Origin of the sequence: Amycolatopsis sp. NPDC049868 (assembly GCF_044461365.1) — a bacterium.
GTDB lineage: Bacteria > Actinomycetota > Actinomycetes > Mycobacteriales > Pseudonocardiaceae > Amycolatopsis.
Window position 1 is genome coordinate 136250 of record NZ_JBITKV010000013.1, and the last position, 26065, is coordinate 162314.

Annotated in this window: 20 protein-coding genes and 1 tRNA gene; 5 read left to right on the top strand and 16 right to left on the bottom strand. The window is 69.3% G+C overall.

Annotation, left to right across the window (positions count from 1 at the left end; all coding sequences use genetic code 11):
- Positions 1-27: 27 nt before the first annotated feature.
- The gene (locus ACIBTM_RS37630) at positions 28-669 is read left to right on the top strand and encodes a DUF305 domain-containing protein (protein WP_395881924.1); all 642 of its coding nucleotides are present in this window, start codon (positions 28-30) and stop codon (positions 667-669) included.
- On the opposite strand, the gene ACIBTM_RS37635 is transcribed toward ACIBTM_RS37630, so the two are convergent.
- The 8 genes from ACIBTM_RS37635 to ACIBTM_RS37670 form a co-directional block, all read right to left on the bottom strand.
- Complete coding sequence (locus tag ACIBTM_RS37635; RefSeq protein ID WP_395881925.1) at positions 666-989, bottom strand: hypothetical protein; 324 nt, start codon at positions 987-989, stop codon at positions 666-668. The two genes, ACIBTM_RS37630 and ACIBTM_RS37635, sit on opposite strands and share 4 nt — an antisense overlap.
- 62 nt (positions 990-1051) lie before the next feature.
- Positions 1052-1687, bottom strand: a complete 636-nt coding sequence (locus tag ACIBTM_RS37640) for a hypothetical protein (protein ID WP_037347649.1) — start codon at positions 1685-1687, stop codon at positions 1052-1054.
- Positions 1680-2099, bottom strand: coding sequence for an acyl-CoA thioesterase (locus tag ACIBTM_RS37645; protein ID WP_395881926.1), 420 nt, complete (start codon positions 2097-2099; stop codon positions 1680-1682). The genes ACIBTM_RS37640 and ACIBTM_RS37645 overlap by 8 nt, the downstream gene beginning before the upstream one ends.
- Complete coding sequence (locus tag ACIBTM_RS37650) at positions 2099-7072, bottom strand: NAD-glutamate dehydrogenase (protein WP_395881927.1); 4974 nt, start codon at positions 7070-7072, stop codon at positions 2099-2101. Before ACIBTM_RS37650 ends, ACIBTM_RS37645 begins: the two co-directional genes overlap by 1 nt.
- A gap of 344 nt (positions 7073-7416) precedes the next feature.
- On the bottom strand, positions 7417-9867 hold the full coding sequence (locus ACIBTM_RS37655) for a hypothetical protein (protein WP_395881928.1): 2451 nt from the start codon (positions 9865-9867) through the stop codon (positions 7417-7419).
- A gap of 16 nt (positions 9868-9883) precedes the next feature.
- On the bottom strand, positions 9884-11560 hold the full coding sequence (ettA, locus tag ACIBTM_RS37660) for an energy-dependent translational throttle protein EttA (RefSeq protein WP_007034699.1): 1677 nt from the start codon (positions 11558-11560) through the stop codon (positions 9884-9886).
- 96 nt (positions 11561-11656) lie between these two features.
- Positions 11657-12106 (bottom strand): single-stranded DNA-binding protein, encoded by a 450-nt coding sequence (locus ACIBTM_RS37665; protein ID WP_395881929.1) that lies wholly within the window; start codon positions 12104-12106, stop codon positions 11657-11659.
- Positions 12107-12284: 178 nt separating this feature from the next.
- Entirely contained in the window at positions 12285-14312 is a 2028-nt protein-coding gene (locus ACIBTM_RS37670) for a cytochrome c oxidase assembly protein (protein ID WP_378421987.1), read from the bottom strand.
- Between the two features lie 42 nt (positions 14313-14354).
- On the opposite strand from ACIBTM_RS37670, the gene ACIBTM_RS37675 reads away from it, so the two are divergent.
- The gene (locus ACIBTM_RS37675; RefSeq protein ID WP_395881930.1) at positions 14355-14993 is read left to right on the top strand and encodes a histidine phosphatase family protein; all 639 of its coding nucleotides are present in this window, start codon (positions 14355-14357) and stop codon (positions 14991-14993) included.
- On the opposite strand, the gene ACIBTM_RS37680 is transcribed toward ACIBTM_RS37675, so the two are convergent.
- Positions 14967-16100 carry a sensor histidine kinase gene (locus tag ACIBTM_RS37680; protein ID WP_395882001.1) on the bottom strand — a complete coding sequence of 378 codons (1134 nt, stop codon included), beginning with the start codon at positions 16098-16100 and terminating at the stop codon, positions 14967-14969. The two genes, ACIBTM_RS37675 and ACIBTM_RS37680, sit on opposite strands and share 27 nt — an antisense overlap.
- A gap of 104 nt (positions 16101-16204) precedes the next feature.
- The gene (locus tag ACIBTM_RS37685) at positions 16205-17383 is read right to left on the bottom strand and encodes an MFS transporter (protein WP_395881931.1); all 1179 of its coding nucleotides are present in this window, start codon (positions 17381-17383) and stop codon (positions 16205-16207) included.
- Positions 17384-17504: 121 nt separating this feature from the next.
- On the opposite strand from ACIBTM_RS37685, the gene ACIBTM_RS37690 reads away from it, so the two are divergent.
- From ACIBTM_RS37690 to ACIBTM_RS37700, 3 genes are all read left to right on the top strand, one after another.
- Positions 17505-18554, top strand: a complete 1050-nt coding sequence (locus ACIBTM_RS37690) for a LacI family DNA-binding transcriptional regulator (protein ID WP_395882002.1) — start codon at positions 17505-17507, stop codon at positions 18552-18554.
- A gap of 188 nt (positions 18555-18742) precedes the next feature.
- A complete protein-coding gene (locus ACIBTM_RS37695; protein ID WP_395881932.1) occupies positions 18743-19132 on the top strand; it encodes a peptidase inhibitor family I36 protein in 390 nt (129 codons plus the stop codon).
- A 242-nt stretch (positions 19133-19374) separates the two neighbouring features.
- Positions 19375-19448, top strand: a tRNA-Arg gene (locus tag ACIBTM_RS37700).
- Between the two features lie 178 nt (positions 19449-19626).
- Here the strand turns inward: ACIBTM_RS37700 and ACIBTM_RS37705 are convergent.
- The 6 genes from ACIBTM_RS37705 to ACIBTM_RS37730 all read right to left on the bottom strand — a co-directional run bounded on the left by ACIBTM_RS37705 (position 19627) and on the right by ACIBTM_RS37730 (position 26023).
- Positions 19627-19974 (bottom strand): hypothetical protein, encoded by a 348-nt coding sequence (locus ACIBTM_RS37705; RefSeq protein ID WP_395881933.1) that lies wholly within the window; start codon positions 19972-19974, stop codon positions 19627-19629.
- Positions 19971-20573, bottom strand: a complete 603-nt coding sequence (locus ACIBTM_RS37710; protein ID WP_395881934.1) for an LppA family lipoprotein — start codon at positions 20571-20573, stop codon at positions 19971-19973. Before ACIBTM_RS37710 ends, ACIBTM_RS37705 begins: the two co-directional genes overlap by 4 nt.
- Positions 20574-20588: 15 nt before the next feature.
- Positions 20589-22283: an alpha/beta hydrolase gene (locus tag ACIBTM_RS37715; RefSeq protein ID WP_395881935.1), complete on the bottom strand. Its 1695-nt coding sequence runs from the start codon at positions 22281-22283 to the stop codon at positions 20589-20591.
- The gene (locus tag ACIBTM_RS37720) at positions 22283-22597 is read right to left on the bottom strand and encodes a hypothetical protein (RefSeq protein ID WP_395881936.1); all 315 of its coding nucleotides are present in this window, start codon (positions 22595-22597) and stop codon (positions 22283-22285) included. The genes ACIBTM_RS37715 and ACIBTM_RS37720 overlap by 1 nt, the downstream gene beginning before the upstream one ends.
- A gap of 403 nt (positions 22598-23000) precedes the next feature.
- On the bottom strand, positions 23001-24629 hold the full coding sequence (locus ACIBTM_RS37725) for an amidohydrolase (protein WP_395881937.1): 1629 nt from the start codon (positions 24627-24629) through the stop codon (positions 23001-23003).
- Positions 24626-26023, bottom strand: a complete 1398-nt coding sequence (locus ACIBTM_RS37730; protein WP_395881938.1) for a purine-cytosine permease family protein — start codon at positions 26021-26023, stop codon at positions 24626-24628. The genes ACIBTM_RS37725 and ACIBTM_RS37730 overlap by 4 nt, the downstream gene beginning before the upstream one ends.
- Positions 26024-26065 lie beyond the last annotated feature (42 nt).

Here is a 26065-nt window from a genome sequence, read left to right on the forward strand (position 1 = left end):
ATACCGACCAACGGAGGAAGTCCCGGGATGCGAAAAAGTTTGACATCGGCGCTGGTCGCCGCCGCTTTCCTCGTCTCGGGCTGCACCGGTGACGCGGAGCCCGCCGCACCGGTCCAGAGCGCGCCGGTGATCGTGCCCGGCAAACCCGGCGAGCAGGCGAGCACCGGCTCCCCCGGCCCGGTGAACCGCGATCAGCCCAACGACGCCGACGTCGAGTACATGACGATGATGATCCCGCACCACCAGCAGGCGAAGGTGATGACCGACCTGGTGCCGGGCAAGACGGCCAACGAGCAGATCCGGGCGATCGCCGGGCGGATCTCGGTCGCGCAGGACGGCGAGATCACGATGATGAAGACCTGGCTGGCCGACCGCGGCAAGCCGGTGCCCGGCGAAGGGCACGCTGGTCACGGCGGAGGACACGATCACGCGCTCATGCCGGGCATGGCGACCGAGGCCCAGCTGGCGGATCTGCGCGCGGCGAACGGGGCGGCGTTCGAAAAGCTGTTCCTCGACCTGATGATCGCGCACCACCAGGGCGCGCTGACCATGGCCGAAGCCCAGCTCGGCAAGGGGGTGGAGGTCAAGGCGCAGGAGATGGCGCAGGAGGTCATCACCGGCCAGACCGCCGAGATCGAGCGCATGAAGACGATGCGCGGAAAGCTCTAGGCCTCGCCCGAGCCCAGATCGCCGAAACCGGAGTCGCCGGAGTCGCCGGAGTCGCCGGAGTCGCCGGAGTCGCCGGAGTCGCCGGAGTCACTGTCGAGGGTGCCCGAGACGATCCAGGTCGCCAGCGCGGCGGCCTGGACGTAGGGCGCCGCCTTCGCCGCGGCTCGTCCGGCGCTCTTGGCGCGGCCCCACTTCTCCGGGCGTTCGGCGCGTTCGGGCGCCTCCTCACCCGGCGGCCGCTCGGTCCGCCACGGAGTCTCCTCCGGCCGGACCTCGGCGAGGAAGTCCGCGGTCGGGTCGTCCCCGTCCTTGTCGTTCATGGGGACAGCCTGACACCGCGGGCGGCCGGAAGCCACCCGCGGCGTCAGCGGTAAGAAGACCGTCAGAACAACAGCGGCAGAAGCGCGTGGCGGCGTTTGAGGACGGCGCCGTACCGGGCGTCGATGCGCATCCACGAATCCGTCGCGGTGACGCGGACGACGTCGCCGTCGATCGACGAGTCCACGAAACCCATCCCCGACAAGGCGAACAGGCACCGCATCTGGACCTTGATCTCCAGCTCGTTGCCCGAAACGGTGAGCACCGCCTGGTCCATCAGCGACGCCGGCGGGGTGCCGTGCGGGCCGACGTTGTCGCGCGCGAGGGTGACCCCGCGATCGGCCAGCTCCGAGATCACCGTCGCCGGCAATTCGTCCACCAGCTGCCAGCGGCCGGGAGCGGGCAGCTCGGAATGCCACATCAGGTCGCGGGCGGGGCCCGGATCCATCCGCTCGCCACCCGCGACGGTCAGCGCGGCGAGCAGCTCGTTCCCGGACACGGTGATGTCCGACGGCGTGATGTCACCGGCGACGGCCCTGGTGGCGAGGACCTCGAACGGCGTCGCGCACCACGCCTCGACGACACCGTCGCCACGCTGCCGCAACCGCACCAGCGTGTTCTGGTCGAGCCGGACCGCCCTGGCCACGAACGCGCCGAGCGTTTCGCGGTCGCCGGCGTCCGGGATGACGAGCTCAGGCATCCGCGAACCCCTTCTCCAGGAAGGCACGTTCGTCCTCGGTCAGCCGCCGGGGCCGCTCGGACGCGGTGTCGAACGGCGCGAGCACCGTCTCCGCGGTGACCGCGACCTTGTCGGTCCCGGCGGGCCCGGCGTGCACCCGGTAGCCGAGGGTGAAGCTGGCGTGCTTCAAGTCCTTCAACGAGATCTCCACCCGGATGTCCTGATCGGACACCACGATCGGCGAACGGTAATGGACGGCCAGCTTCACCACCACGATGCCCTTGGGCAGCTCGGTGAGCCCGGCGCGGACGGCGTCCCCGAACAACAGCGGGATCCGTGCCTCTTCGAGCAGGGTCACCAGATTCGCGTGGTTGACGTGCCCGTAGACGTCCATATCCGACCAGCGCGGCCGGATCAGGGAAATGTACGCCACTACCTCACCGTGCTCCGGATCTGCCTCGCCGCCACCGACAGCGTCGCCAGGTCGAGCTTGCCGAACTGGCTGATCTCGTCCAGCGCGACACGGGCCCGCTGCAGCCGCGAAGCGTTCGTCTTCTCCCAGTGGGCGATCTTCTCGTCCGGGTCGGTGCCCGAATCGCTGTGCCGCAAGGCGTCCAGCGTTATCGTCCGCAAGGAACCGTAGACGTCGTCCCGCAGCGCCAGCCGCGCGAGCGCGTGCCAGCGGTTGCCGCGTTCGAGACCGCTGATCGACGTCAGCATCTTGTCGATGCCGAGGTGGTCGGAAAGCGCGTAGTACAGGCCCGCGGTCTCCGTCGGCGTGTGCACCGCGTCGATTCCCGCCTGCTGCTCGGCCAGCTCCGCGACGTCGGTGACGTCGAGCAGACCGAAGGTGTGCAGCAGCAGCGCCACCCGGCCGGCGAGTTCCGCCGGGACGCCCTTCTCGATCAGCCGCTCGGTGTTCGCGTCCACCGAAGCGCACTCGACACCGCGAAGCAGCTCGTGCGCCCTCGGGGCCAGCTCGCCGACGACCCGGCCGAACCGGTTGATCTCGGCGAGCGGGGCCAGCGGCTGCGGCCGGTTGGTGAGGAACCAGCGGGCGGCCCGGTCGAGCAGCCGACGGGTCTCCAGCATCATCTCGTCGGCGACCTCGGTGGGCACGACGTTGTCCAGCGCGTCGATCTGGGCCCACAGCGAGGGCAGGTCGTACACGTGGGTGACCACGGCGTACGCGCGGACGGCGTCGGTCGCGGTCGCGTTCATCTCCTCCATCAGGCGGAAGACGTACGAGATCCCGGCGCCGTCGACGACCTCGTTGGCCACCATCGTCGTGATGATCTCGCGCTTCAGCGGGTGCTGGAAGATCGCGTCGCCGAAGCGCTCCCGAAGCGGCTTCGGGAAGTACTCGGGCAGACGACGCGAGAACACCTCGGAGTCCGGCAGTTCGCTGGCCAGCAGCTCGTCCTTGAGGTCGAGCTTGACGTGCGCGAGCAGCGTCGCCAGCTCCGGCGAGGTGAGACCCTCGCCCGCCTTCTCCAGCGCACGGAACTCCGCCGAACTCGGCAGCGCTTCGAGCTTGCGGTCGAAGGCGCCCTTCGCGACCAGGGCCGCGACGAGCCGCTGGTGCACCGAGACCATCGGGCCGGCGTGCGCCCGGCTGACGCCGAGTACCGCGTTCTGCCGGTAGTTGTCGGCCAGCACCAGCTCGCCGACCTCGTCGGTCATCTGCTCGAGCAGTTCGTTGCGCTGCTCGGCGTCGAGCGACCCGGTCGAGACCAGGTGGTCCAGCAGGATCTTGATGTTGACCTCGTGGTCGGAGCAGTCCACGCCGGCCGAGTTGTCGAGCGCGTCGGTGTTGATCTTGCCGCCCGTGCGGGCGAACTCGATCCGGCCGAGCTGGGTCAGGCCCAGGTTCCCGCCCTCGCCGACGACCTTGACGCGAAGCTGGTTGCCGTTGACGCGCAGGGCGTCGTTGGCCTTGTCGCCCGCGTCGGCGTGGCTCTCGTTCTCGGCCTTGACGTAGGTGCCGATGCCGCCGTTCCACAGCAGCTCGACCGGGGACAGCAGGATCGCCTGCATCAGGTCGTTGGGCGCCAGTTTCGTGACGTCTTCGCCGAGGCCGAGCGCCTCGCGGACCTGCGGGCTGACCGGGATCGTCTTCGCCGAACGCGAGTAGATCCCGCCGCCCTCGCTGATCAGCGAGCGGTCGTAGTCCTCCCACGACGAACGCGGCAGCTCGAACAGCCTGCGCCGCTCGGCGAACGAGGTCGCCGAATCCGGGTTCGGGTCGAGGAAGATGTGCATGTGGTTGAAGGCGGCCACGAGCCGGATGTGCTCCGAGAGCAGCATCCCGTTGCCGAAGACGTCACCCATCATGTCGCCGATGCCGACGACGGTGAAGTCCTCGGTCTGGGTGTCCTTGCCCAGCTCGCGGAAGTTGCGCTTGACGCTCTCCCAAGCGCCCTTCGCGGTGATGCCCATGGCCTTGTGGTCGTAGCCGACCGAGCCACCGGAGGCGAAGGCGTCGCCGAGCCAGAAACCGTAGTTCGCCGAAACCTCGTTCGCGATGTCGGAGAACTTCGCGGTGCCCTTGTCGGCCGCGACCACGAGGTAGCTGTCGTCGCCGTCGTGGCGGACCACGCGCGGCGCCGGGACGGTCTTGCCCTCGACGCGGTTGTCGGTCACGTCGAGCAGGCCGGAGATGAACATCCGGTAGCAGGCGATGCCCTCGTTCAGCTGGGCGTCGCGGTCCAGGCCCGGGTCACCCGTCGCCGCCGGCGGGCGCTTCACGACGAAGCCGCCCTTCGCGCCGACAGGCACGATGACCGCGTTCTTGACCGCCTGCGCCTTGACCAGACCGAGGATCTCCGTGCGGAAATCCTCCCGGCGGTCGGACCACCGCAGGCCACCGCGCGCGACGTCGCCGAAGCGCAGGTGCACACCCTCGATCCGGGGCGAGTACACGAAGATCTCGTACTTCGGCCGCGGCTCGGGCAGCTCGGGCACCGCGCTCGGGTCGAGTTTGAGCGCCAGGTATTGGCGGGAGTTCCCGTCCCCGTCGGTGACGTGGTAGTTCGTCCGCAGCGTGGCGAGGATGACCGACATCAGCCGTCGCAGGATCCGGTCCTCGTCGAGGCTCGTCACCTCGTCGACCAGCTTGCCGATCTCGGTGGTGAGCTGATCTGCCTGCGACGCGCGGGCCTCGTCGCCGAGCGCGAGGTCGAAGCGGGTCTCGAACAGCCGCACCAGCGCGGTGGCGATGTCGGTGTGCGCGAGGACGGTGTTCTCGATGTACTCCTGCGAGAACGGGATCTTCGTCTGGCGCAGATACCGCGAATAGGCCCGCAGGATGGCCGCCTGGCGCCAGGTGAGCCCGGCGCGCAGGACGAGACCGTTGAAGCCGTCGACCTCGCAGTCGCCGCGCCAGGCGGCGTGGAAGGCGTCCTGGAAGCGGGTGCGGAGATCGCTGTCCGCGTGGTCGAGGACCTGCGGGTCGATCCGCAGGCCGAAGTCGTAGATCCAGGACCGGCCGCCGTCTTCGCGGCGCAGTTCGTACGGCCGCTCGTCGACGACCTCGACGCCCATCCGCTGCAGGACCGGGAGCACCTGGGAGAGGGTGACGCCCTCGCCGCGCAGGTACAGCTTGAAGCGCCGCTCCCCCGCCTCGGCGTCGGCGGGCAGGTAGAACGACAGCGACAGGTCGCCCTCGTCGGTCAGCGACTCCAGTGCGCGGAGGTCCGCGAGCGCTTCGAGCGCGGTGAAGTCCTCCTTGTAGCCCTCGGGGAACACCGCGGCGAACCGCTGCCCCTGTTCGCCCGCGGACTCCTCGACCAGCAGGCCGATCGCGACGCCGCTGTCCCCGGCGCGCTCGCGGCGCTCGGCGAGGATCGCCTCGACCATCCGGTCGTCCCAGCTGCGAACGGCTTCGTTGAGCCGTTCCTGGATGCGCAGGGTGTCCGGTGCGGAGCGCTGCGATGGATCGGTGTGCACGATGAAGTGCACCTGCGCGAGCACGGTCTCGCCGATGCGCGCGCTGTACTCCAGTTGCGTGCCTTCGAGTTCTTCGAGCAGGACCTCCTGCATCGCGAGCCGCGAACGGGTGGTGTAGCGGTCACGCGGGAGGTACACGAGGCACGAGTAGAAGCGGCCGTACGGGTCGCGGCGCAGGAACAGGCGCAGCCGTCTGCGATCCGAAAGCGTGATCGCGCCCGTCGTCGTCGAGTAGAGCGAGTCGGTGTCGGCCGAGAACAGGTCCGCACGCGGCCAGTTCTGCAGCACTTCGAGCATCCGCTGGCCGGAGAAGGACTCCATCGGGAAGCCCGCGCGGTGGATGACCTCGCGGACCCGGTCGCAGACCACCGGGATGTCGAGCACGTTCTCGTGCAGCGCGGTGGTGGTGAACATGCCGAGGAACCGGTGCTCGCCCGTGACGTTCCCGTTGTCGTCGAACGTTTTCACGCCGACGTAGTACGGATACACCGGGCGGTGCACGGTGGACGGCGCGCTCGCCTGGGTCAGTACCAGCAGCGTCGGCGCGAGCGCGGAAGCCGCCGTGTCGGGGCCCGCGGTGAGGCCGCGCGCGGCAAGGCTGTCCTGGCGCAGCACGCCCAGCCCGGTGGCGAGCACCGCGCGCAGGGCGGGCTCCTCGCTGTCCGGGTGCGGGTTTTCGACCAGCTCGTAACGGCGGTACCCGAGGAAGGTGAAGTGACCCTCGGCCAGCCAGCGCAGCAGCCGGGCGCCCTCGGCGACCTCGTGCGCGGGCAGCCGCGGCGGGTTCCCGTCCAGCTCGTCGGCGAGACGGCGCGCCGTCTCCGTCATCTTGTCGGTGTCCTCGACGACCTCGCGGACGTCACCCAGCACCGAAGACAGCCGGTTGTCCAGCTCACGAGCCCGGTTCGGGTCCGTGACCAGGTCGATCTCGATGTACATCCACGACTCGGCCGCCGAATTCGCCGGCGGCTCCGCCGGGTCGGCGTCCGGGTGGACCTCCAGCAGCTCACCGGTCAGATCCCGGCTCACCACGACGATCGGGTGCACGATGCGCTGCACCTGCACCCCGTCCCGCGCGAACTCGGCCGCGACCGAATCCACCAGGTACGGCATGTCGTCCGTGACGACCTGCACCACGGTGGCCTCACGCGTCCAGCCGTCTTCGGGCCCAGTCGGGTTCAGCAACCGCACCGCGGGGCGGCCGGGCATCCGGTCCTTCGCCAGCTGCAGGTGCGAACGGACCGCTCCGACGAGGTCGACCGGGTCGTCGCCGAGAATCTCTTCGGCCGGGATGTGCCGGTAGTACAGGCGGATCAAGTCGCCGATCTCCGGGGCGTACGCCGCGGCGGCGTCGATCAGGTCGTCCCGGATCTGCTCCGGGTTGGCCGACCGGCGCCGGGCGCCATCCTCGGCGCCGACATCTTTTCCGGGCGGGGACGAGACTCCCGTCGAGCTCATTTGAGGCAACTCTCCACTGTAGCGAGATTGACACCGCGACCGGCACGACTCTGTACCGGCCCTGACCCAACCTACAGCTCCGGACCGTCGGCTCCACAAGGCCGGGTCATTCCCGCCCGTCGAAGATTTCCCTGCTCAGATACCGGAATCGCCGTGATCGGTTCAGCTACTCGCCGGTCACATAGGCGGTCTGTCCGGGCCTTCCCGCGCCCCGCCGCACCGGGGTGACCAGCACCCATTCGCGCACGCGGTCCCGTCGGGCGGCCACACCCGGCGAGCTGAATCGTTCAAGCCGGGCGCGGCTCCCATCGAGGTGAGCAAGGGACCTTTGCTACCGCGAGAGGTCAGTCGCTCCCGTTGGTGCGGTGCCGGTCGTGGCCGTTGACCGGACGCTTTCCCGGGTCCTGGGAGCCGAGCTGCTTCACGAGCGCGGCGGCACTGGCGGTGCCCGCCTGATGCTCGGCGAGCGCGCGGGCGAGCAGGTCGGCGAGACCGGCGTCGGGCGGCGGTTCCTCCTCCGCGATCGCGCGGGCGTAGCTCTCCGGGAACGGCGTGATCGGCCGCCAGGAACCGGTGTCGGTCAGCGGGTCCAACGCCGGTGGCATCCGCAACCGCGGCAGCCAGGGATCCGCGACCTCTTCCTTGGCGGCCGGGCGAAGGCTTTCCTGGGGCACCCCGCCGTGCGGAGGCGCCGGATCTTCCCGAGGCGGCGGAGCGAGCGGAACGGCGGGCTCGCGGTACTCGACCGGCGGCTGTTCGCGGCGGGTGTCGGCGCGTTCTTCGACGAGGGGTTCGTGGTGCACGGGATCCGCGGCGCCGTCCGCACGGCGACGACCGCCGCCATGTCCGCCGGCGCTCGAGATCCCGAGCCGGTCCAGCACCGATTTCGCCGCCACGGAACCATGTTCGGCGTCGTGCCTCGTCTTGCGCGAGACGGGCGCCGGGGACCGGCGGGCACGCTCTTCGGCCGCCCACTCGTCGCTCTCCCACAACGGGGCGGCGGTGCCGGGCGGACGCGGCGGCACGGCCTCCGCCACCCGCGGCAGGGGCTCGGCGGCGGGCTCGGGAGCGAGAAGCAGTTCCGGGACGACGGGTTCCGAGGCCGCCACGGGCACGGCAGCGATCTCACGCGCCGCGGGCTCCTCCTGACGACGGCGGCGCCCAGGCTCCGGCTCGGGACGCGACACCGGCGCGGGGCTCGGAGCGGGTTCCGGTTTCGTCGGCGGCATCAGTTTCGGCGCGACGGGTTCGGCCTTGGGCTCGAACCTGATCGACGGCGTGGCCTTCTTCGGCACCCGACGGCGCCAGTCGCTGTCGGACGCCGCGACTTCCGGTGCGGGCTCCGGGCGGGACGGCGGCCGCAACACCGGCGCCTCGCTCTTTTCCGCGACCTGAGCCACGGGACGCTCCACCGGACGCGGCTGCTCGACGGGACGCGAAGGCTCGACCGGCGCCTGCCGTGTCGGTGCGGGCTCCGGCTGCCTGCTCTGCCGCACCGGCTGCGGCTCACGACGAACCGGCGGCTCGGCCGCGGCTCGTTTCGGCAGTGCCACGTCGATCGGCGGTATCACCGCGGTCACCTCGGCCGGTTCCGGCGCCGGAACCGGCTTCGGAGCGGGCGCCGCGGCGGACGACCGCGCGGCGACGACCCGCAAGACGTCGTCGAGGTCTACGGCGGCGTTCTCGGCGGAGCCGAACTCGCCGACCAGCACGTTGCACGCCTGCCTGCGCGCACGGGCGTGCAGATGCTCGGCGGCCCGCGAACGATGCAGGCAGCCGATGGCCTCTTCGGCCCGGCCTAGCCGTTCCTCGATCTGCGCGAGCTCCAGCCACAGCCGTGCCGTGACGGCGTGCAGGTTGCGGTCACCGGTCCCTGCGACCGCCTCACGGACGAGCATGCCCGCGGCCTCACCGGATCCCGCCGGCAGCAGGACACGGGTGGCCACCGCCAGCCGCAGCCAGGCGGCCGGGGCGATCCCCGCGGCCCGGATGGGGGCGTCGAGGATCGGTTGCGCGACCTCCAGCGCCATCTCCGTGTCGCCCCGGTCCAGCAACGTGCAGACGAGTTGCAGGATCAGCCTGATCCGGACGAGACCGCCGTCGTCGTCCGGGTTTCCGAGCTTTTCGAGCATGCCCAGCCCGGTCCGCGCGGCGTCGGCGGCCGCTGTCAGGTCTCCGTGACGACGACGGTGCGCCGACACCCCGACCCGCAACATCGCGCGGATCAGCAGCTGCGAGTCCGCCGTCATCGAGCCGTCGCCGAGTACGAGCTTGTCCGCCTCGGCGAGCACCCGGTCCAGTTCCGCCTTCCGGCCGAACTGCGCCAGGCAGCCGACGAGGTGACACAACGCCTCGGCGCGGTGCGACGGCGAAACCGCCGGATCCGCCAGCAACGGACGCAACGCGGCCAGCCCCGTCAACGGGATGCCGACGCTGCGCGCGCAGACCGCCAGATCGATCCTCAGCCGGGCGGCGATGTCGCCGTAGCCCGCGTGTTCCGCGGCGCGCAGGGCCGCCACGGCCCGGCCGACCGTCCGGGGACGGCCACCGAGCCGCACCCGGGCGCTCACCACCAGGCTCTCCGCGCGGATCCACTGCTCGTCGGCCCCGGCGGCCTCGGCGAGCGCGGCGGCGCGCTCCCCGAGGACCAGGGCGAGCTCGGGCGCCCTCAGGTGCAGGGCGTCCGCGCGTTCGATCAACCTGCCGACAGCGGACAGGGTTCCCCCGGTGGCAGCCATCCGCCCACCCACCATGGTGGTGGGCGAGCCCGGCCGTTGGCGCTTGCTGGCTTCCACGGGGAACCCCCGGCCCTCAGTCGCGGGTCAGCTTGCGATGGGTGACGCGGTGCGGACGAGCCGCCTCGGCACCGAGACGCTCGACCTTGTTCTTCTCGTAGCCCTCGAAGTTACCTTCGAACCAGAACCATTGCGAGGGGTTCTCGTCCGTACCTTCCCAGGCGAGGATGTGCGTCGCGACCCGGTCGAGGAACCACCGGTCGTGCGAGATCACCACGGCGCAGCCGGGGAACTGCTCGAGAGCGTTCTCCAGCGAGCCCAGGGTCTCGACGTCCAGGTCGTTCGTCGGCTCGTCGAGCAGGATCAGGTTCCCGCCCTGTTTGAGGGTCAGCGCCAGGTTCAGCCGGTTGCGCTCACCACCGGAGAGCACGCCCGCCGGCTTCTGCTGGTCCGGGCCCTTGAAACCGAACGCGCTGACGTAGGCACGCGAGGGCATTTCGGTCTGCCCGACGTGGATGTAGTCCAGCTTGTCCGAAACCACCTCCCATACCGTCTTCTTAGGGTCGATCCCGCCGCGGTTCTGGTCCACATAGGACAGTTTGACCGTCTCGCCGATCTTGACCCGGCCGTCGTCCGGCTCCTCGAGCCCGACGATCGTCTTGAACAGGGTCGTCTTGCCGACACCGTTCGGCCCGATCACCCCGACGATGCCGTTGCGCGGCAGGTCGAACGACAGCCCGTCGATCAGCACCCGGTCGTCGAAACCCTTGCGCAGCTTCTCGACCTCGACGACCACGCTGCCCAGCCGGGGCCCCGGCGGGATCTGGATCTCTTCGAAGTCGAGCTTGCGGTGCTTGTCCGCCTCCGCGGCCATCTCCTCGTAGCGGTCGAGCCGGGACCGCGACTTGGTCTGACGCGCCTTGGCGTTGGACCGGACCCATTCGAGTTCGGACTTCAGCCGCTTCGCGAGCTTGGCGTCCTTCTTGCCCTGGACCTCGAGGCGCTCGCGCTTCTTCTCCAGGTACGTCGAGTAGTTGCCCTCGTAGCCGACGACCCGGCCGCGGTCGAGCTCCATGATCCACTGCGCCACGTTGTCCAGGAAGTACCGGTCGTGCGTGACGGCGAGGACGGCGCCGGCGTAGTTCGCCAGGAACTGTTCCAGCCACAGCACGCTTTCGGCGTCCAGGTGGTTGGTGGGCTCGTCGAGGAGCAGCAGGTCGGGCGCGGACAGGAGCAGCTTGCACAGCGCGACCCGGCGGCGCTCACCACCGGAGAGGTGGGTGACCGGCTCGTCCGGCGGCGGGCAGCGCAGGGCGTCCATCGCCTGCTCGACCGTGGAGTCGATCTCCCATGCGTCGGCGTGGTCGAGCTCCTCCTGGAGCTTGCCCATCTCCTCCATCAGCTCGTCGCTGTAGTCGGTCGCCATGAGCTCGGCGACCTCGTTGAAGCGGTTGAGCTTGACCTTGATGTCGCCAAGACCCTCTTCGACGTTCTCGCGGACGGTCTTTTCCTCGTTGAGCTCCGGCTCCTGCATGAGGATGCCGACGCTGGCGCCAGGCTGGAGGAAGGCTTCGCCGTTACTGGCCTGCTCGATCCCCGCCATGATCTTCAGAACGGTGGATTTACCCGCACCGTTCGGCCCCACCACGCCGATCTTGGCGCCGGGGTAGAACGCGGTGCTGACGTCGTCGAGGATGACCTTGTCCCCGACGGTCTTGCGCACCTTCTTCATGGTGTAGATGAACTCGGCCATACAAGCGATCGTAGAGCGAGCCGATCGCGGCCTTGACGGCGGTCACCACCGAGCTACCGACAGTCAGTCCGATATCACTGAGGGAGCATCGGTATCTCACGCCACGGGTGCGTCCTCCAGTGCGATGACCATGGGATTCCCCGCGGGCGGCGGTGCCGACGGGATCGCCCTCGGCCGATCCCGTCCCATGCGCTGGATCTCGGCCGAACACCGTGCGAGGTTGGGACCGATGGAGAAGGCCTCAAGCTCAGGTAGACCCAGAGGTGCCGGGATCTCCTCCGCCGTCTCGGCACCGCGCAACCGCCCGGCCACGATCACCGGGTCGCCTTTGCTCAGGCAGGAGAACGCCGCCATCGCCAGCTTGCGCCAGCAGGTGACCTTGACCGCGAGTTGCCGCCCCTCGCCCCACTCCCCTCTTTCCTTGTCGTACCGACGTTCGACACTCCGCAAGCCGAACGACACGACGTCGTGCCCGTGCACCCGCTCCGGATGGTGGACCGGCTCGCTGGTCAGGTTGCCGATCATGGTCACCCACGTTTCGCCCATCGCCATCACACTCGCCCTTCTCCTCGGCCCGGGACCTTCCCGGTGTTTCCCTTGATCACAGACTGCCCCGGATCAAGGGCGGAAAAGGACGTGAACCGGATCTGTGGACAACTCCGGGCGTTGTGGGCTTCCTGTGGACAACTCGACGCGGAGGACCGAGGACTGTCGGCGAGGCGTGCTAGGAGCCGGAACCCGGCCCCCGCCCCTGGTCGGCGAGTTTCTTCAGCATCGCGTTGTAGGCGTTCAGATCCGCGTCGCCCGAGGCCTCCTCGCGGCGATCACGGCGCCGCGCCTCCCGCTCGTCCTGACGCGCCCACTGCACCAGCAGCGCGACGAGCACGAGCAGCACCGGCAGCTCACCGGACGCCCACGCGATCCCGCCGCCGAGCCGCTGGTCGGTCAGCAGGTCGGTGACCCACGGCAGTTTCAGCCCGCGGTAGAAGTCCTGCCCGAGCACGGTCTGCATGCTCATCAACGCGATCCCGAAGAACGCGTGGAACGGCATCGCGGCGAACATCATCCCCAGCCGTCCCAGCGGCGGGAGCCGTCGTGGCGCCGGGTCGACCCCGATCACCGGCCAATAGAAGACGTAGCCGGCGAGCAGGAAGTGCGCGTTCATCGCCAGATGCGCCCAGTGGTAGTTCAGCGCGGCGTCGAACAGCCCCGAGAAGTACAGGCCGTAGAAGGAACCGACGAACAGCAGCAGCGCGACGATCGGATGTGTCAGGAACCGCGAAAGCGGCGAGTGCACGAACGCGAGCAGCCATTCACGCGGTCCGGGCGGGGCGTCCTTGCCCGCCGTGGGCAACGCGCGCAAGGCGAGTGTCACGGGTCCGCCGAGCACGAACAGCACCGGCGCCACCATGGACAGCAACATGTGGTTGCCCATGTGCACGCTGAACATCGCGGGCGCGTACCGCCCGATGCCGGACGACGTCGCGATCAGCAGCACGAAACAGCCCGCGAGCCACGCGACCGTCCGGCCGGTGGCCCAGGTGTCGCCGCGGCGCCGCAGCCGCCGGACCCCGGCGAGGTACAGCCCGGCGAGAACGATCGCGAGGGTGCCGTAGACGAGGTCGAACCGCCAATCCGTGAGCAGCCGGAGGACGGTCGGCGGACCGTGGAGGTCGTAGCCGATCAGCAGTTCCGTGGTCGACGGCTGGGTGAGCGATTCCTGCGGCGGAGGGGTCTTCGCGAGTCCGGTGGCGATGCCGATCGTGATGAACATGATCAGCACCTCGACCGCGGCGAGCCGCAGCAACTGACCACCGCCGGCGCCGTTCACCAACCCGGCGACGCCCTTCTGCCGTTGCTGATGCCCGAAGACACCGAGCAGCAGCAACGCGACGATCTTCGCGACCACCAGCAGGCCGTAGTCCGTGGTGAACAGGTCGGCGATCCTGATCCGCACCAGCGCGTTGACGATGCCGGAGACCGCCATCACGATCCAGCAGACCAAGGCCAGCTTGGAGAACCGTGTCGCGGCGAGCTTGAGGTTCTCGCCGCGGCGCCAGCCGAGCGCGAGCAGCGCCACGAGCCCGCCGACCCACAGCGCGGCGGCGACCAGGTGATACAGCAGGCTGTTGGTCGCCATGTCGTGCGAGCCGCCGCTCGCGGAATGCCCCGTGACCGCCACCGGCACGAGACCGCCGACGGACAGGAAGAACACCACCGTCGTCCAGCCCCAGGTCAGCGCGAGACGGCAGCCGAGCGCGACCAGCAGCGCGATCAACGCGGTGAACAGCCAGGCCTTGGGCTGTTCGATGGCGTCCACGAGGTCGATCAGCACCTGCGGCGAGAGCACCTCGGTGAAGGGGCGCCCCGCGCCGTCCGCCGCCGAGAAGAAGATCGACGCGGCGGCCGCGAAGAACCAGACCCACGCCGCCACGCCCGCGACCCGGATGGCCGCGTAACCGTCGGCCGCGAGCGTGCCGGACTTCTGCGGCGGGACGAGGAACGCGGCGAGCAGCAGCGAACCCACGCACAGCACCGAAGCCGCCTCGGCCAGCACGCGGACGACGGTGATGCCGTAGCGCGTCACCAGCCCCGGGTCCGGGAGTCCGGCGATGACGTAACCGGCGCCACCGGTCAGCGCGACCAGGCCGACGGCCACCACCGCGGCGAGGAGCGCCCCGATCGACACCAACGGCAGGACACCGGCCTTCCGCGCGGACGGGGCCGGTTTCGTCTCGGGGTCTGAAGGCACGTCACGAGGGTATGCCGAACGCGCAACCGGCAAGATGGCGGCGTGCGGATCATCCTGCTGAGGCACGCCGAGTCGCTCGGCAACATCGACGAGCTCGCCTACACCCGGATCCCCGACCACGCGCTGCCGCTCACCGATGCCGGCCGCGAGCAGGCCCGGCTGGCGGGCCCGGAGATCGGGGAACTCCTCGACGGGCAGCGGCCGGCGGTCTACGTCAGCCCGTATCTGCGGACGCGGGAAACCTTGCGGCTGCTGGACATTCGTGACTCCTGCGAGCGGATCGTGCCGGAGCCGAGACTGCGGGAACAGGACTGGGGCAACCTCCAGGATCCGCAGGAGCAGGAGGTCCAGAAACAACGCCGCCACGAGTTCGGGCACTTCTTCTACCGGCTCCCGTTCGGCGAGTCCGGCGCGGACGTGGACGACCGGGTCGCGGCGTTCCTCAGCGAACTGGCGGCGTGCGGCGAAGATCACCCCCGGACCGTGCTGGTCGTCTCACACGGGCTGACCATCCGGTTGCTGTGCCGACGGCTCTTCGGCTGGAGCATCGAGCTGTTCGAGTCCCTGTCCAACCCGACGACCTGCGAATACCGGGTAGTCGAGCGGGTGGGCGACAAATGGACGCTGGACCGCCCGTTCCGTCAGTGGCGGGACTCACCCGACGGGGAGACGCAGAACTGAAGGAGCGAGGAGCACCACTCTCGTTCCCAGCCCCGGACTGGATTCGATCCGCGCGAAACCGCCGATCTCCGCCATCCGCGCGATGATCGAGTTCTCGAGACCGAAGCCACGCCGCCGGTCACCGACATCGAATCCGGCACCGTGATCGCGCACCGTCAGGGAAACCCCGCCACCGATCTCCTCGACACTGACCACGGCCCGCCTGGTCCCGGAGTGCTTCAACGTGTTCCGCAAGGCCTCCCTGGCCGAGTCATGCAGTGCCTCGGCCGCTTCCTCCGCGAGCTCCGGAGCGCAGTCGTCCTGGATGACGACCTCGGCGCGCAACCCCTCCGCGGCCATTTCGGCGGCGAGCAGCCGAAGCCGCTGGTGCAGCCCGATCCCTTCGGTGGATTCGTGTTCGAGACTGATCCGGATGCGCATCGCCTGCGCGCGGGCGATCCGGCGGACGCGGTCGAGGCTGGCCGCCGGGTCGAGTTCGTCGGCGGGCGCGGGGATCGCGAACGACTCCATCACCTGCAGGACGGTGTCGTGGACGTCGCGGCGATGCCGTTCTCGTTCCGCCGCCCGGCCCTGCTGCTCCCCGAAACCGAGCGCGAACCGCATCGAAGCGCCGACCACGCCGACGATCGCGAGCGACGCCACCAGCGCGGTCGTGAGAGTGAGCAAGAGACCGAGCGAGGAGGCGGGGTACAGCACGGCGTGCAGCGCCACCGCTCCCCCGATGACCAACGCCCCCGCCGGTGCGCCACGCAGGAGGGCGCAGATCATCACCGTGCCCATCAGATGGGTCCAGGTGATCGACGTGATCGCGTTGTCCTGCGCGAACGGCGCGGCCGCCAGGAGAAACAGCGCGGCGAACCCGGCGTCCAGCACGGGAACGACCCGAGTACCGGCCGGAGGGCGGCGGAAGATCCAGACGGCCTCGGTGACGTTCGGCACCAGGTGCAGCAGCACGAAAATCCACAGCACCGACCCGCCGGTTCCCGCCGTCCACAGCACCTGCGCCAGCATCACCAGCCGGAACGCCACCGGGACCAGGATGAGCCAGGGCAGCGTGGTCTGCACCAGCCGCGCCGGAATCCCGGCGCCCCCTCCGCGCATCAGCACTCTCACGCCGCCCCCTCCCCGGATCAGCCTTCCTGAAATGGCGACCAAGTCGCATTCATTTCAGTTTACCGAGCAGTCAGCTTGCCCGGGCCCCGGCGAGAATGTCAACGGGCGACGGGTTCGGCGACCTCCTCCCGTTTCCGCGCCCGCGCCGCGGCCACCGCGGACGGCACGATCAGCGCGGCGGTCAAGCCGACCAACAGGAACGACACCGAAAGCGACGTCACCTGCGCGATCCCGCCGATCAGCGGCGGCCCGGCGAGGAAGCCGGTGTAGGCGATCGCCGTGACGAAGGCCAGTTCCCGCTCGCCTCCGGTTCCGTCGGCGCGTTTCCCCGACGCTCCCGCGAGACTCAACGCGATCGGGAAGGCGGCGGCCAGCCCGGCGCCCGCCAGAGCGAAGCCGACGAACCCGAACACCGGCAGGCTCGCCACCGCGGCGAGCACCAGGCCCGCCGCGGCGATCCCGGCGCCGACCGCCAGCGCGCGCGTCGCGCCGAAACGGTTCTGCAGCCAGGCACCCGCGAGCCTGGCGAGCGCCATGGCCAGGGCGAACCCGGAGTAGGCGAAGGCCGCGGCGCCGTCGCCGACCCCGTGCACGGACGTCATCAGCAGGGCGGACCAGTCCGAACTCGCGCCCTCCGCGATCGCCGAGAACAACGCGATGGCGGCGAGCAGCCAGAGGACGGGACGTTTGATCGGCGGTACTCGCGGCTTCTCGACGGGTTCGGTGTGCACGGGCCGCGCGCCGGGCACGGCCGTGATGACGAAGGCCAGCACGACCAGCGCGGACAACGCGGCGACCGTGAGATGCCGTCCCGGCGACCACTGGTGCGACGCGGCGAACCCGGCGGCGACGGATCCCGCCAGCGCGCCGAAGCTGAATCCGGCGTGCAGGATCGGCATGATGGCCCGCCCGGAGCGGCGTTCCACCTCGACTCCCGCGACGTTCATCGCCACGTCCAGCGCGCCGACGCTCGCGCCGAGGACGAACAGCGCCCCGGCGAGCAGGACGACCGACGTCGAGAAGCCGATCATCGGCAGCGCGGCGCAGGCGATGATCGTGCTGCCCGCGACCACCGCCCGGGCGCCGTGGCGTTCGATCAGCCGCCCCGAAACCGACGCCGCGATCAGCATGCCGACACTCGCGCCCAGCAAGGCCAGCCCGAAAACGCCCGGTGAGGCGTTCACCCGTTCCGACAACGCCGGAGTCCGCGGCGCCCAGGAGCCGAGCGCGGCCCCGTTGAGCGCGAACACGACGAAAACGGCCGTACGGTCACGCATAGACCCCAGTCTCCTTTCGATTCCCCTTCCCCCAGAATGACTTAAGCGCTTCAGAAAGTCCACCGGTGCTGCCCGGGACTACACTGCGCCGGTGACCAGCACGCGACGGCGAAGGCCGACGTTGGACGATGTCGCCGACGCCGTCGGGGTGTCGCGGGCGACCGTGTCCAACGCCTACAACCGGCCCGATCAGCTGTCCGCCCAGCTGCGGGAAGAGGTGCTTCGCGCGGCCAAGAAGATCGGGTACGCGGGGCCGAACCCGACCGCGCGCAGTCTCGCCACCAGCCGCACCGGCGCGATCGCCGTCCTGCTCGACACGAACCTTTCGACGGCGTTCTCCGATCCCGCGTTGTCGGTCACCCTCGACGCGCTCTCGACCGTCGTCGACCCCGAGGGCCACGCCCTCCTGCTGCTCCCCGGCGACGGCGAGAGCGGCGGCCCGCGCGCGGAGCGGATCCTGACCGCGCAAGCCGATATCGCGGTGGCGTATTCGCTGGCCGACGGCGCACCGGCGCTGAACGCGGTCCGGGACCGCGGGATGCCGCTGGTGGTGATCGACCAGCCGCATATCCGCGGTTCGGCCAGGATCGGGGTCGAGGACCGGGCGGGAGCGGCCGCTGCGGCCCGACACCTGGTGGAACTCGGGCACCGGCGGATCGGGATCTTCTCGGCGCAGTGCCTCTCGGCCCCGCGCGGCGGGGAGCTGAGCGTGGCCGAGGCCGGGAACAGCCGGTTCCACGACAACCGCGAACGGATGGCCGGCTATCTGGAGACGCTGGCCGAAGCGGGGATCCCGGCGGCGGACATCCCGATCTGGGAGGCGTCCGGGCTCTCGGTCGAAGGTGCCCTGCCGAGCGCTTTCGGCCTGCTCGACCGGCACCCGCGACCGACGGCGCTGCTGTGCATGTCGGACCTGCTGGCGCTGGCGGCGATCTCGGCGGCCAGACATCTCGGCCTGTCGGTCCCGGGTGATCTTTCGGTCGTGGGCTTCGACGACGTGCCGCCCGCTCGATGGTCCGAACCACCGCTGACGACCGTCCGGCAGGATCTCGCCGCCAAGGGACGGGCGGCCGGCGAACTGGTACTGGGCCTGCTGCGCGGGGAGAAGGTCCCCGCGCCCACCGAGGTACCCGCCGAGCTGGTCGTCAGGGACTCCACCGCGCCCGCGTAGCAGCCGATTTCGGCAAGCACAAGGCGGTCCCGGCGATATGTGGACAACTCGCCCTGATCGAGCGGCGCACAACTACTTATCCACAGAAGTAGAAATGCGGGCAGACAAACCCTTCCCCTCGCGCCAACCTGGAATCACACATTCACCGACGGCGATCCAGCCGCCGATTCACGGGGGAGAACCCAGCCATGCAACGACGTTTGACGAACCTGCGCGCCCGCCTCCCGCACGTGCTCCTGCTCGCCCTGGCGGGCTTGCTGACCAGCGCCGGAGTCGCCGGCGCCGCCACCGCACCGCCCGAACCCGCCTGCCAGAAGGGCGAGTTCTGCGTATGGGGCGCGGAATCATACGGCGGCGAGGTGCACAAATTCGACCTGCGCACCTCCAATCCCGAGGAATGTATTCCCTTGCCCGAACGCTTCGACGGACATTCGTTCGTCAACCGGCTGAGCCGTGACGTGACGATTTACCAGAGCGAGGAATGCACGACGGAGGGAGATTTCATCACCTATCCGGGTGGCGGCACCTACGTACCCCAGGGACCGTTCGTGATCCGCGCCCTCAAGATCTGGGACTGACCACCCCGGCGGTTCGTGCCGGTCCCTCGCGGAAGAGTCGACTCGCGACCTGCACGAACCCAGGGGCCGCTCCCCCGAAGCGGCCCCGGCCCGTGAGCGCGTCACCCCGCGTCGTGACGCGCTCACGGGTGTTCCAAAAAACGGTGGGCTCGACCTGAAACGATCTGGCGGTGTCGAACGATCGACAGGTTGGCGACGGCTAAGCTGCCGATGCTGGGCGACACCCAACGTCGCCGACGTCGGCCCTCGTAGCTCAGCTGGATAGAGCAAGAGCCTTCTAATCTCTAGGTCGCAGGTTCAAGTCCTGCCGGGGGCACGCCGCCAGAGGGACACCCCTGGTCACGCAAGTGGCCAGGGGGCTCCTCATCTCACGCCGCCAGGCCGTCCCATCTGGACACTCCGCCGACCGGACGACGCCACGAACTGATTAACAGCCTCGATCTTGACCAGCGCAACATCGTCGACCTCGACCACGCCGTAGAGGCTGCCTGGCATCACCCGGACACGATCAGCCAGTCGACTACCACGATGACCGAGAACACCGCCACACCCACCGCGACCCCAAGCCATGGCGACTTGCGTCGCCGATCGAGACGCACGACACACAGCCAGGCGAGGACAATCGAGGCTAACCAGCCGGCCAGCGGAAGCCAGAACGCGACGTTCTGGCCAGTGCTGGTGCACAAGAACGGCTCGTCGCCCGGACGGCACGAGTCGCTGCTCATCGCCCCACCCACACCGAGCGTGAACGCGACCAGCGCACCTGCGAGCACCAACACCACACACACCGCCGCCAGCAGCTTGCGCGCCGCTGATGTTTCCGAGGTGTTCGGCACGCTCACCCTCGCGTGGTTCCCGAAGCAGGAGCCCCGCCGCCGCGTCGCTTGGCTGCGGTCGTCAAGTGACAACCAGTCTCGATCGATATCACCGTGGTCTTGTCCGTCGACAGTGTCACACTCGCCAGGTACCGGTCTTTCAGTTCGAACTCGAACGCGGGCGGCTTGCTCACCTGCAATCCCGGCTTATCGAACCCATGTAATGCGCCAACTTCGGTCACGATGCGTGTCGCGGCCGGCCACTGCTCGCCCGTGACCGGTTTCGGCGCGATGAGGAAGCTCAGGAACATGCGGACCGCGTCCTGGCTGTCCACCCCAGGGAACTCGTTCGCGCACCCCGATTGGCGCCCATCCTGCTTGTCGACCCAGTCCTTCACTCCCAGCTCCGCGGTGAGTCTGGTCTGCAGGGCCTGGCGGAGCTTGTCGTAGTGCGCGACCGCCTCATCGATCGACGGCCTACGGGAAAGCTCGGCGTACTGATCCTGACTGGGCATCGACTTCTCCGACGACGGTGTTCCGACGTACTGCCCGCTATCGCTGCAGGCCGCCACGGGCAGCAGCAGGCTCGCGGTCATGATGACGGCAAGAGGTGTTCGGCTCGGCATGAGAAACAAGTCTTCCTAGCGTGCGGCGACAGCCAGCTGCGGCAAACCCGCAACGACAGCGGCGATGTTGTGCTTGCTGGTCGAATCGGCCCCACCGGGCATGGTCTTGGTGTATTCGCTGTGCCCGCGCGACGCGGCCAACGGAGCGCCATCAGCGCCCACCGCAGCATCAGCCGACAGCTGGTTCATGCCCTCCATCGCATACGGCGCGCGGCCGTACCGCCACGTTTCCGGCACATACTGGGCGACCGCGTCGCCCTCGGCCTTGATGTTGTAGGCGTGCCCCTCAGGGACCTTCAGATCGTGGGCGGTGTTGTCGGTCCCGAAATTGTTCGCAACCCCCGGGCTGCCGAACACCACCGCGTCATCCACCCCCGTACCAGCATGGGTGAGACTGAGCCCTGTCACGATCGATCCCTGCGAATGCCCCAACGCGGTCAGGTGCGGATCTGTCGGGCGGGACGCGTTGATGCCCTGATCGAACCTGGCCAGCTTGTCCCCACCCACATCCACGTTTTCCGCGGTCGCTAGCCCCATCAACGAGGCCGGATCGTCGAACGTGGAGGGTTCGTAGCCGATCCAGGTGACCGTGGCCACCGAACCCCCACCCTGGGTGGCAAGCATCCGCTCGGCACTGCGCGCGACACCATCCATGTCATCAACGTAGCCGCGCATGTTCCCATCCACCGTGGAGTTCATCCCGGGGGTGAACACCGCGACATGCTGGGCGGTGTCAACGTTGCCGTTGGCGATCGCGGCCTTCGGATGGTCACCGGTGAGATCCAGCGACATCAGCTGACGATTCGCGTTGAGAGTGCCGTCCGGGTTGTGCATCATCGCGGTGATCGAGTCAATCGCCTTCACCCGCTGCTCCAGGCGCGCGATCTCATCAGAATCGCCATCCTCCCGACGCAACCGCTCCAGCCCGGCGGTTAATCCGCGTTTCTGCTGCTCAAGCAGATTCAGATTCGCAGTGCTGCGATCGGCCGCCTTCACTCCGTCCCGGTTGCCAACCCAATCGGGATGCTGCGCGATCAACTGCTTGCGCTGCGCCTCGGACAAGGCGGCCCACCACGCGGCGTTCGTCGACGGATCCGCCCCTACTGGAGGGGGCGTCAAAACCGACAAGGCACCGTTCACAGCCCCTGAGTTGCCGGCAGCGGCCAAGCTGGTGTTCTCGTTGTCGTTCCCCGTCGCGTCGATCACGTTCCCGGCTTCGATCCGTCCCAGCACCGCGCATAAGTCATCGTCGATGTCGATGGCTTGCCGCAAGACCTGCTCGACCCGGTCTTTCAGCTCCTCGGCGAGCCGAGCGCGTTCCTCCGCGACCAGCTGTGCCTGCTCCGGCGGGACGTTCGGCACCCCGTTGTCGACGACCGCGCCATCCGCTGCGATGGTGAAATGGTTACCCGAGGCGATCGCTTCGGCCTCCCGCACCCCGTTCTGGACACCGGTGATCGCGTCCCCGGTGTCCCCGGCCGCTCGGCGCAGCGCCGCGATGTCCGCGGCGTACTCCTCCAGACCATCGATGATCTGGTTCACTTCGGCCGTCGCCGCGCCGGCCGCGTCACCATGCCACCCCTCAGGTGTGTTGATGTCGCGCAGATCGTCCGAACACGCCACCAGCTTGTTGTAGGCGGTATTGATCGCTCCGACCGCCTCCTGCAACACCGCCGGATTCCAGCGCTTGGCCTCACCCCAAGTAACCATCAGACCGGCTTCACCGGCCCTGGCACGGGGACCGTGATATCCGCCGCCGCGGCCGCTTCCTGGCCCGAATACAGGTCTGCGGCCTTCGTCATGTTCCCGGCGTGGGTATCGAGGCGGGCTTCAAAGCCCGTTTGCCGGGACACCAACACATGCTTGACCCGCGCCATCGCCAACGCGGCCCGCGACCCCGGCATACCGAGATCACCCGCCGGCACCGCGGCCGGACAGCCGGCGCTCCGCAACCCTTCGACGACCCGTCCGGCCGCCTGACCCGTGCCCCGGATCTTGTCGACCACCACCTGGTAACCCGTCACGAACGCCTCCCCGTCGCCGGTAACCAATGGTCACCCTACGACAGCGACGCGTACCCATTCAACCCGTCACACCACCCGTGAACAGCGAAAACAATGTTTCGCGTCGATCTACCCACACCCAAGTAAGTAGGACTGCTCAATCCTGAGCGTCGGCCGCTCGATCGCCGGGATCCGAAGGTCGCTCGCTGGCGGAGGTGCGCTGGCCACCTTCTCAAGCCGATCGCACAACTCCCGCAGGTTCGCTGACGTGCTCCCGTCCGCAACCGCCTTCCGCAAGATCGTGGCCGCCTCACGCAAGTCCCGAGCCGCGCCGTCACGCACTTCGGCCACTCTCACCCGTCGTTGATCACCAGCTTCGTCTTCAGACGCCGCGCCCCGCCATTGCTATTTCTCTCCCTTTTCGTCAGGTCAGCGTTCCGGCACTCTCCTCACCCGCGACCACGGTCGACCGGACCTTGGTCCGCAACAGCGAGTCGGGGCCTTCGGCGAACGGGTCATGGTCCAGTACCACGAAGTCGGCCGCCAGCCCCGGTGTCAGGTGCCCGGTCAGTCCCTCCCACCGGCACGAGTAGGCGGCGTGCCGGGTGCCGTGCGCGAGGGCGTCGGCCATGGGCAGGGCGTACTCCGGGATGTTGGGTGGCAGGCCGGGGTCGGACGCCGATCGCCGGGTGGTGGCGATGAACATGTTCGGCAACGGCGGGTGGGGTGCGGTCGGCGCGTCGGAGCCGAACGCGAGCACCGCGCCGGCGGCGGTCAGCTCCGGCCACGGGTATCCGCGTCGCACGCGGTCGTCGCCGAGCACCGCCCGCCAGTTGTCTTGGATCGCCGGGTCGGCGTGCACCGGCTGCATGGACGCGACCACGCCGAGCCGGGCTAGCCGCCGTACGTTCTCTTCGGTCACCACCTCGATGTGCTCCAGCCGGTGCCGCCGGTCGCGGGGCCCGTTGACCTCGATCGCGTGCTCCAGCGCGGAGAGTGCGATGTCGGACGCCTCGTCGCCGATCGCGTGCAGCGCCACCTGCAACCCGGCCGCGTCCGCCGCCGCCACGACGGGGGACAGTGCGGCCAGGTCCCAGATCGGTCCGGGGTGGCTGCCGTCGGCGAAAGGGGCTTTCATCGCCGCGGTGCAGCTGTCGATCACGCCGTCCACCATCAGCTTGATGCCGGTGACGCGCAGCCATGGCCCGGACAGCCGCCTGGCCAGCTCCACCGCCCGCCGCACTTGCCGAAGGTCGTCCTCGGTGCTGCCGGTTCGCTTGATCAGCCAGTGCCCGGCCACTCGCAGCGGCAACCGGCCGCCGCCGCGGAACAGTGCCCGCTCGAGCGCGTCCAGGTCGTCCTGCCCCAATCCCATGTCCACCGCGCCGGTCACGCCGTCGGAAAGGTACCGCTCGAACGCCGAGGCCAGTGCGGCGTCGCGCTCGTCGTCGCTCGCCTCCGCGTCGAGGAACCGCCGCACCAGTTGCAACGAGGCCGCCTCGTACAGCATGCCGTCCGGCTCGCCTGTCTCGTCGCGGCCGATCCGGCCGCCGATCGGGTCGGGGGTGTCCGCCGTGATCCCGAGTTCCCGCAGCGCGGCGCTGTTGACCCACGTCGAGTGCAGGTCGTTGGCGGCGAGATAGACCGGCCGGTCCGGCACGGCCGCGTCGATCATGCCCCGGTCCGGGCCGCGCCCGTCCAGCGCGCCGAACAGCCAGCTGCGGCCGAGGATTCGTGGTACGGCAGGGTCGGCGTCCGCCGCTTCCTTGACCCTGGCCTGGATCTCGGCCACGTCGGTGGCGTCGAACAGGTCGACCTGCCGCAACGCCTCGCCCATGCCCAGCAGGTGGGTGTGCGCGTCCACGAACCCGGGCAGCACGAACGCGCCGCCGAGGTCCACCAGGCGCGCACCGTCGGCCAGACCGTCCGCCGTCACGGTGTCGCCGACGAACTCGATCGACTCCCCGCGCACGATCATGGATTCCGCCCACGCGGGCTCGTCGGCGGTGAAGATCCGGCCACCCCGGTAGTGGACCAGTTCCGGCTTGCTCATTTCACTCCTTGTGTCGACGAACGCATCGCCAGGGCGTAGATCGCCCCCGAGACGATCAGCCCCACCGGCAGGGACAGGTCGATCCCGCTCACCAGCCCGGCCAGGAACCCGATGTGCACGCCGGGCACGGCGAGGAACTCGACGGCGAACGCGGCGCCCACCACCAGCGCGGCGAAACCGGCCCAGTTGACCCCGCCCCGGTACCAGAACGGACTGCCGCTGCCGAGGTCGCTGAGCGCGTGGCCGTCGTACCGGTTACGCCGCAGCAGCAGGTCGACGACGTAGATGGCCATGATCGGGGCCAGCACCGCCACCATCAGCTGGAGCATCCGGCTGACCGTGTCGAGGAAGTTCGAGACCAGCAGCGCGTACATGGTCAGCAGGACGCTGACCGTGCCGTAGAACAGCACGCTGCGCGACCGGCGGACGCGTATCCCGATCGCCTGGAGCGCCAGCCCTGAGCTGTAGATGATCAGCGCGTTGTTGGCGATGGCGCCCAGGATCATGGCGATCAGGAAGACCGGGGAGAACCAGCCCGGCAGCAGACTCGTGAGCGCGGTCTGCGGATCGCTCATGTCCAGTGTGGTGGCGGCGATCGCGCCCAGCGCGGTGCACAGGACGCTGGGCAGGTACGCGCCGGCCGCCGTCCAGCCGACGATGGCCGACGGCTTGGCGGTGCGTGGCAGGTAGCGGGCGAAGTCGGCGCTGGTGCTGTAGGACAACGGGGCGGAGGCGACCATGGCCAGCCCGGCGGCCAGCGCCGCCCACAAGTCGACTCCCTGAAGCTCCTGCGGCGGCCGGTGCCCCCAGTCGGCGTTGCCCAGCACGAAGAACGCCAGCACCGCGAACACCACCGCGAGGACCGCGGCGAGCGGCATGTACAGCTTGATGATCGCGGCGTGCCCGTAGACGCTGATCGCCAGGGTCACCGCCGCCACGCCGACGATGACCAGCGTCTTGCCAACCGTGTCGAGTTCCAGGCCGAACCTGGAGCACAGGCTGAACGCCGTCACCGACGCCGCCGAGAGACTCAGCGCCACGTAGCACACGGAGATCAGCGAGCCGTTGAAAGTGACCAGCGCCCGGTTGCCGCGAACGCCGTACATGGTCCGGGTGATGACCGAGCTCGGGGTGCCCGCCGCCGGGCCGCTGACCGAGATCAGCCCGACCAGCACCCAGAACAGGTTGCCGAGCAGGATCACGCCGAGCGCCTGCCACAGGCTCAGGCCCAGCACCACGAGCGCGCCGCCGACCACCAGGCTGAGGTAGCTGACGTTCGGCGCGGCCCACACGCCGAACAGGTCGCGTGCCCGGCCGTGCCGCTCGTCGTCGCCGATGACGTCGATACCGTGCGTCTCGATGCGGGTGGCCTGTGCGGAAGCGGGTTCGGGCACCGCTCTACCTGCGGGGTCTTGGATCACGGCGGGGCCTCCAGC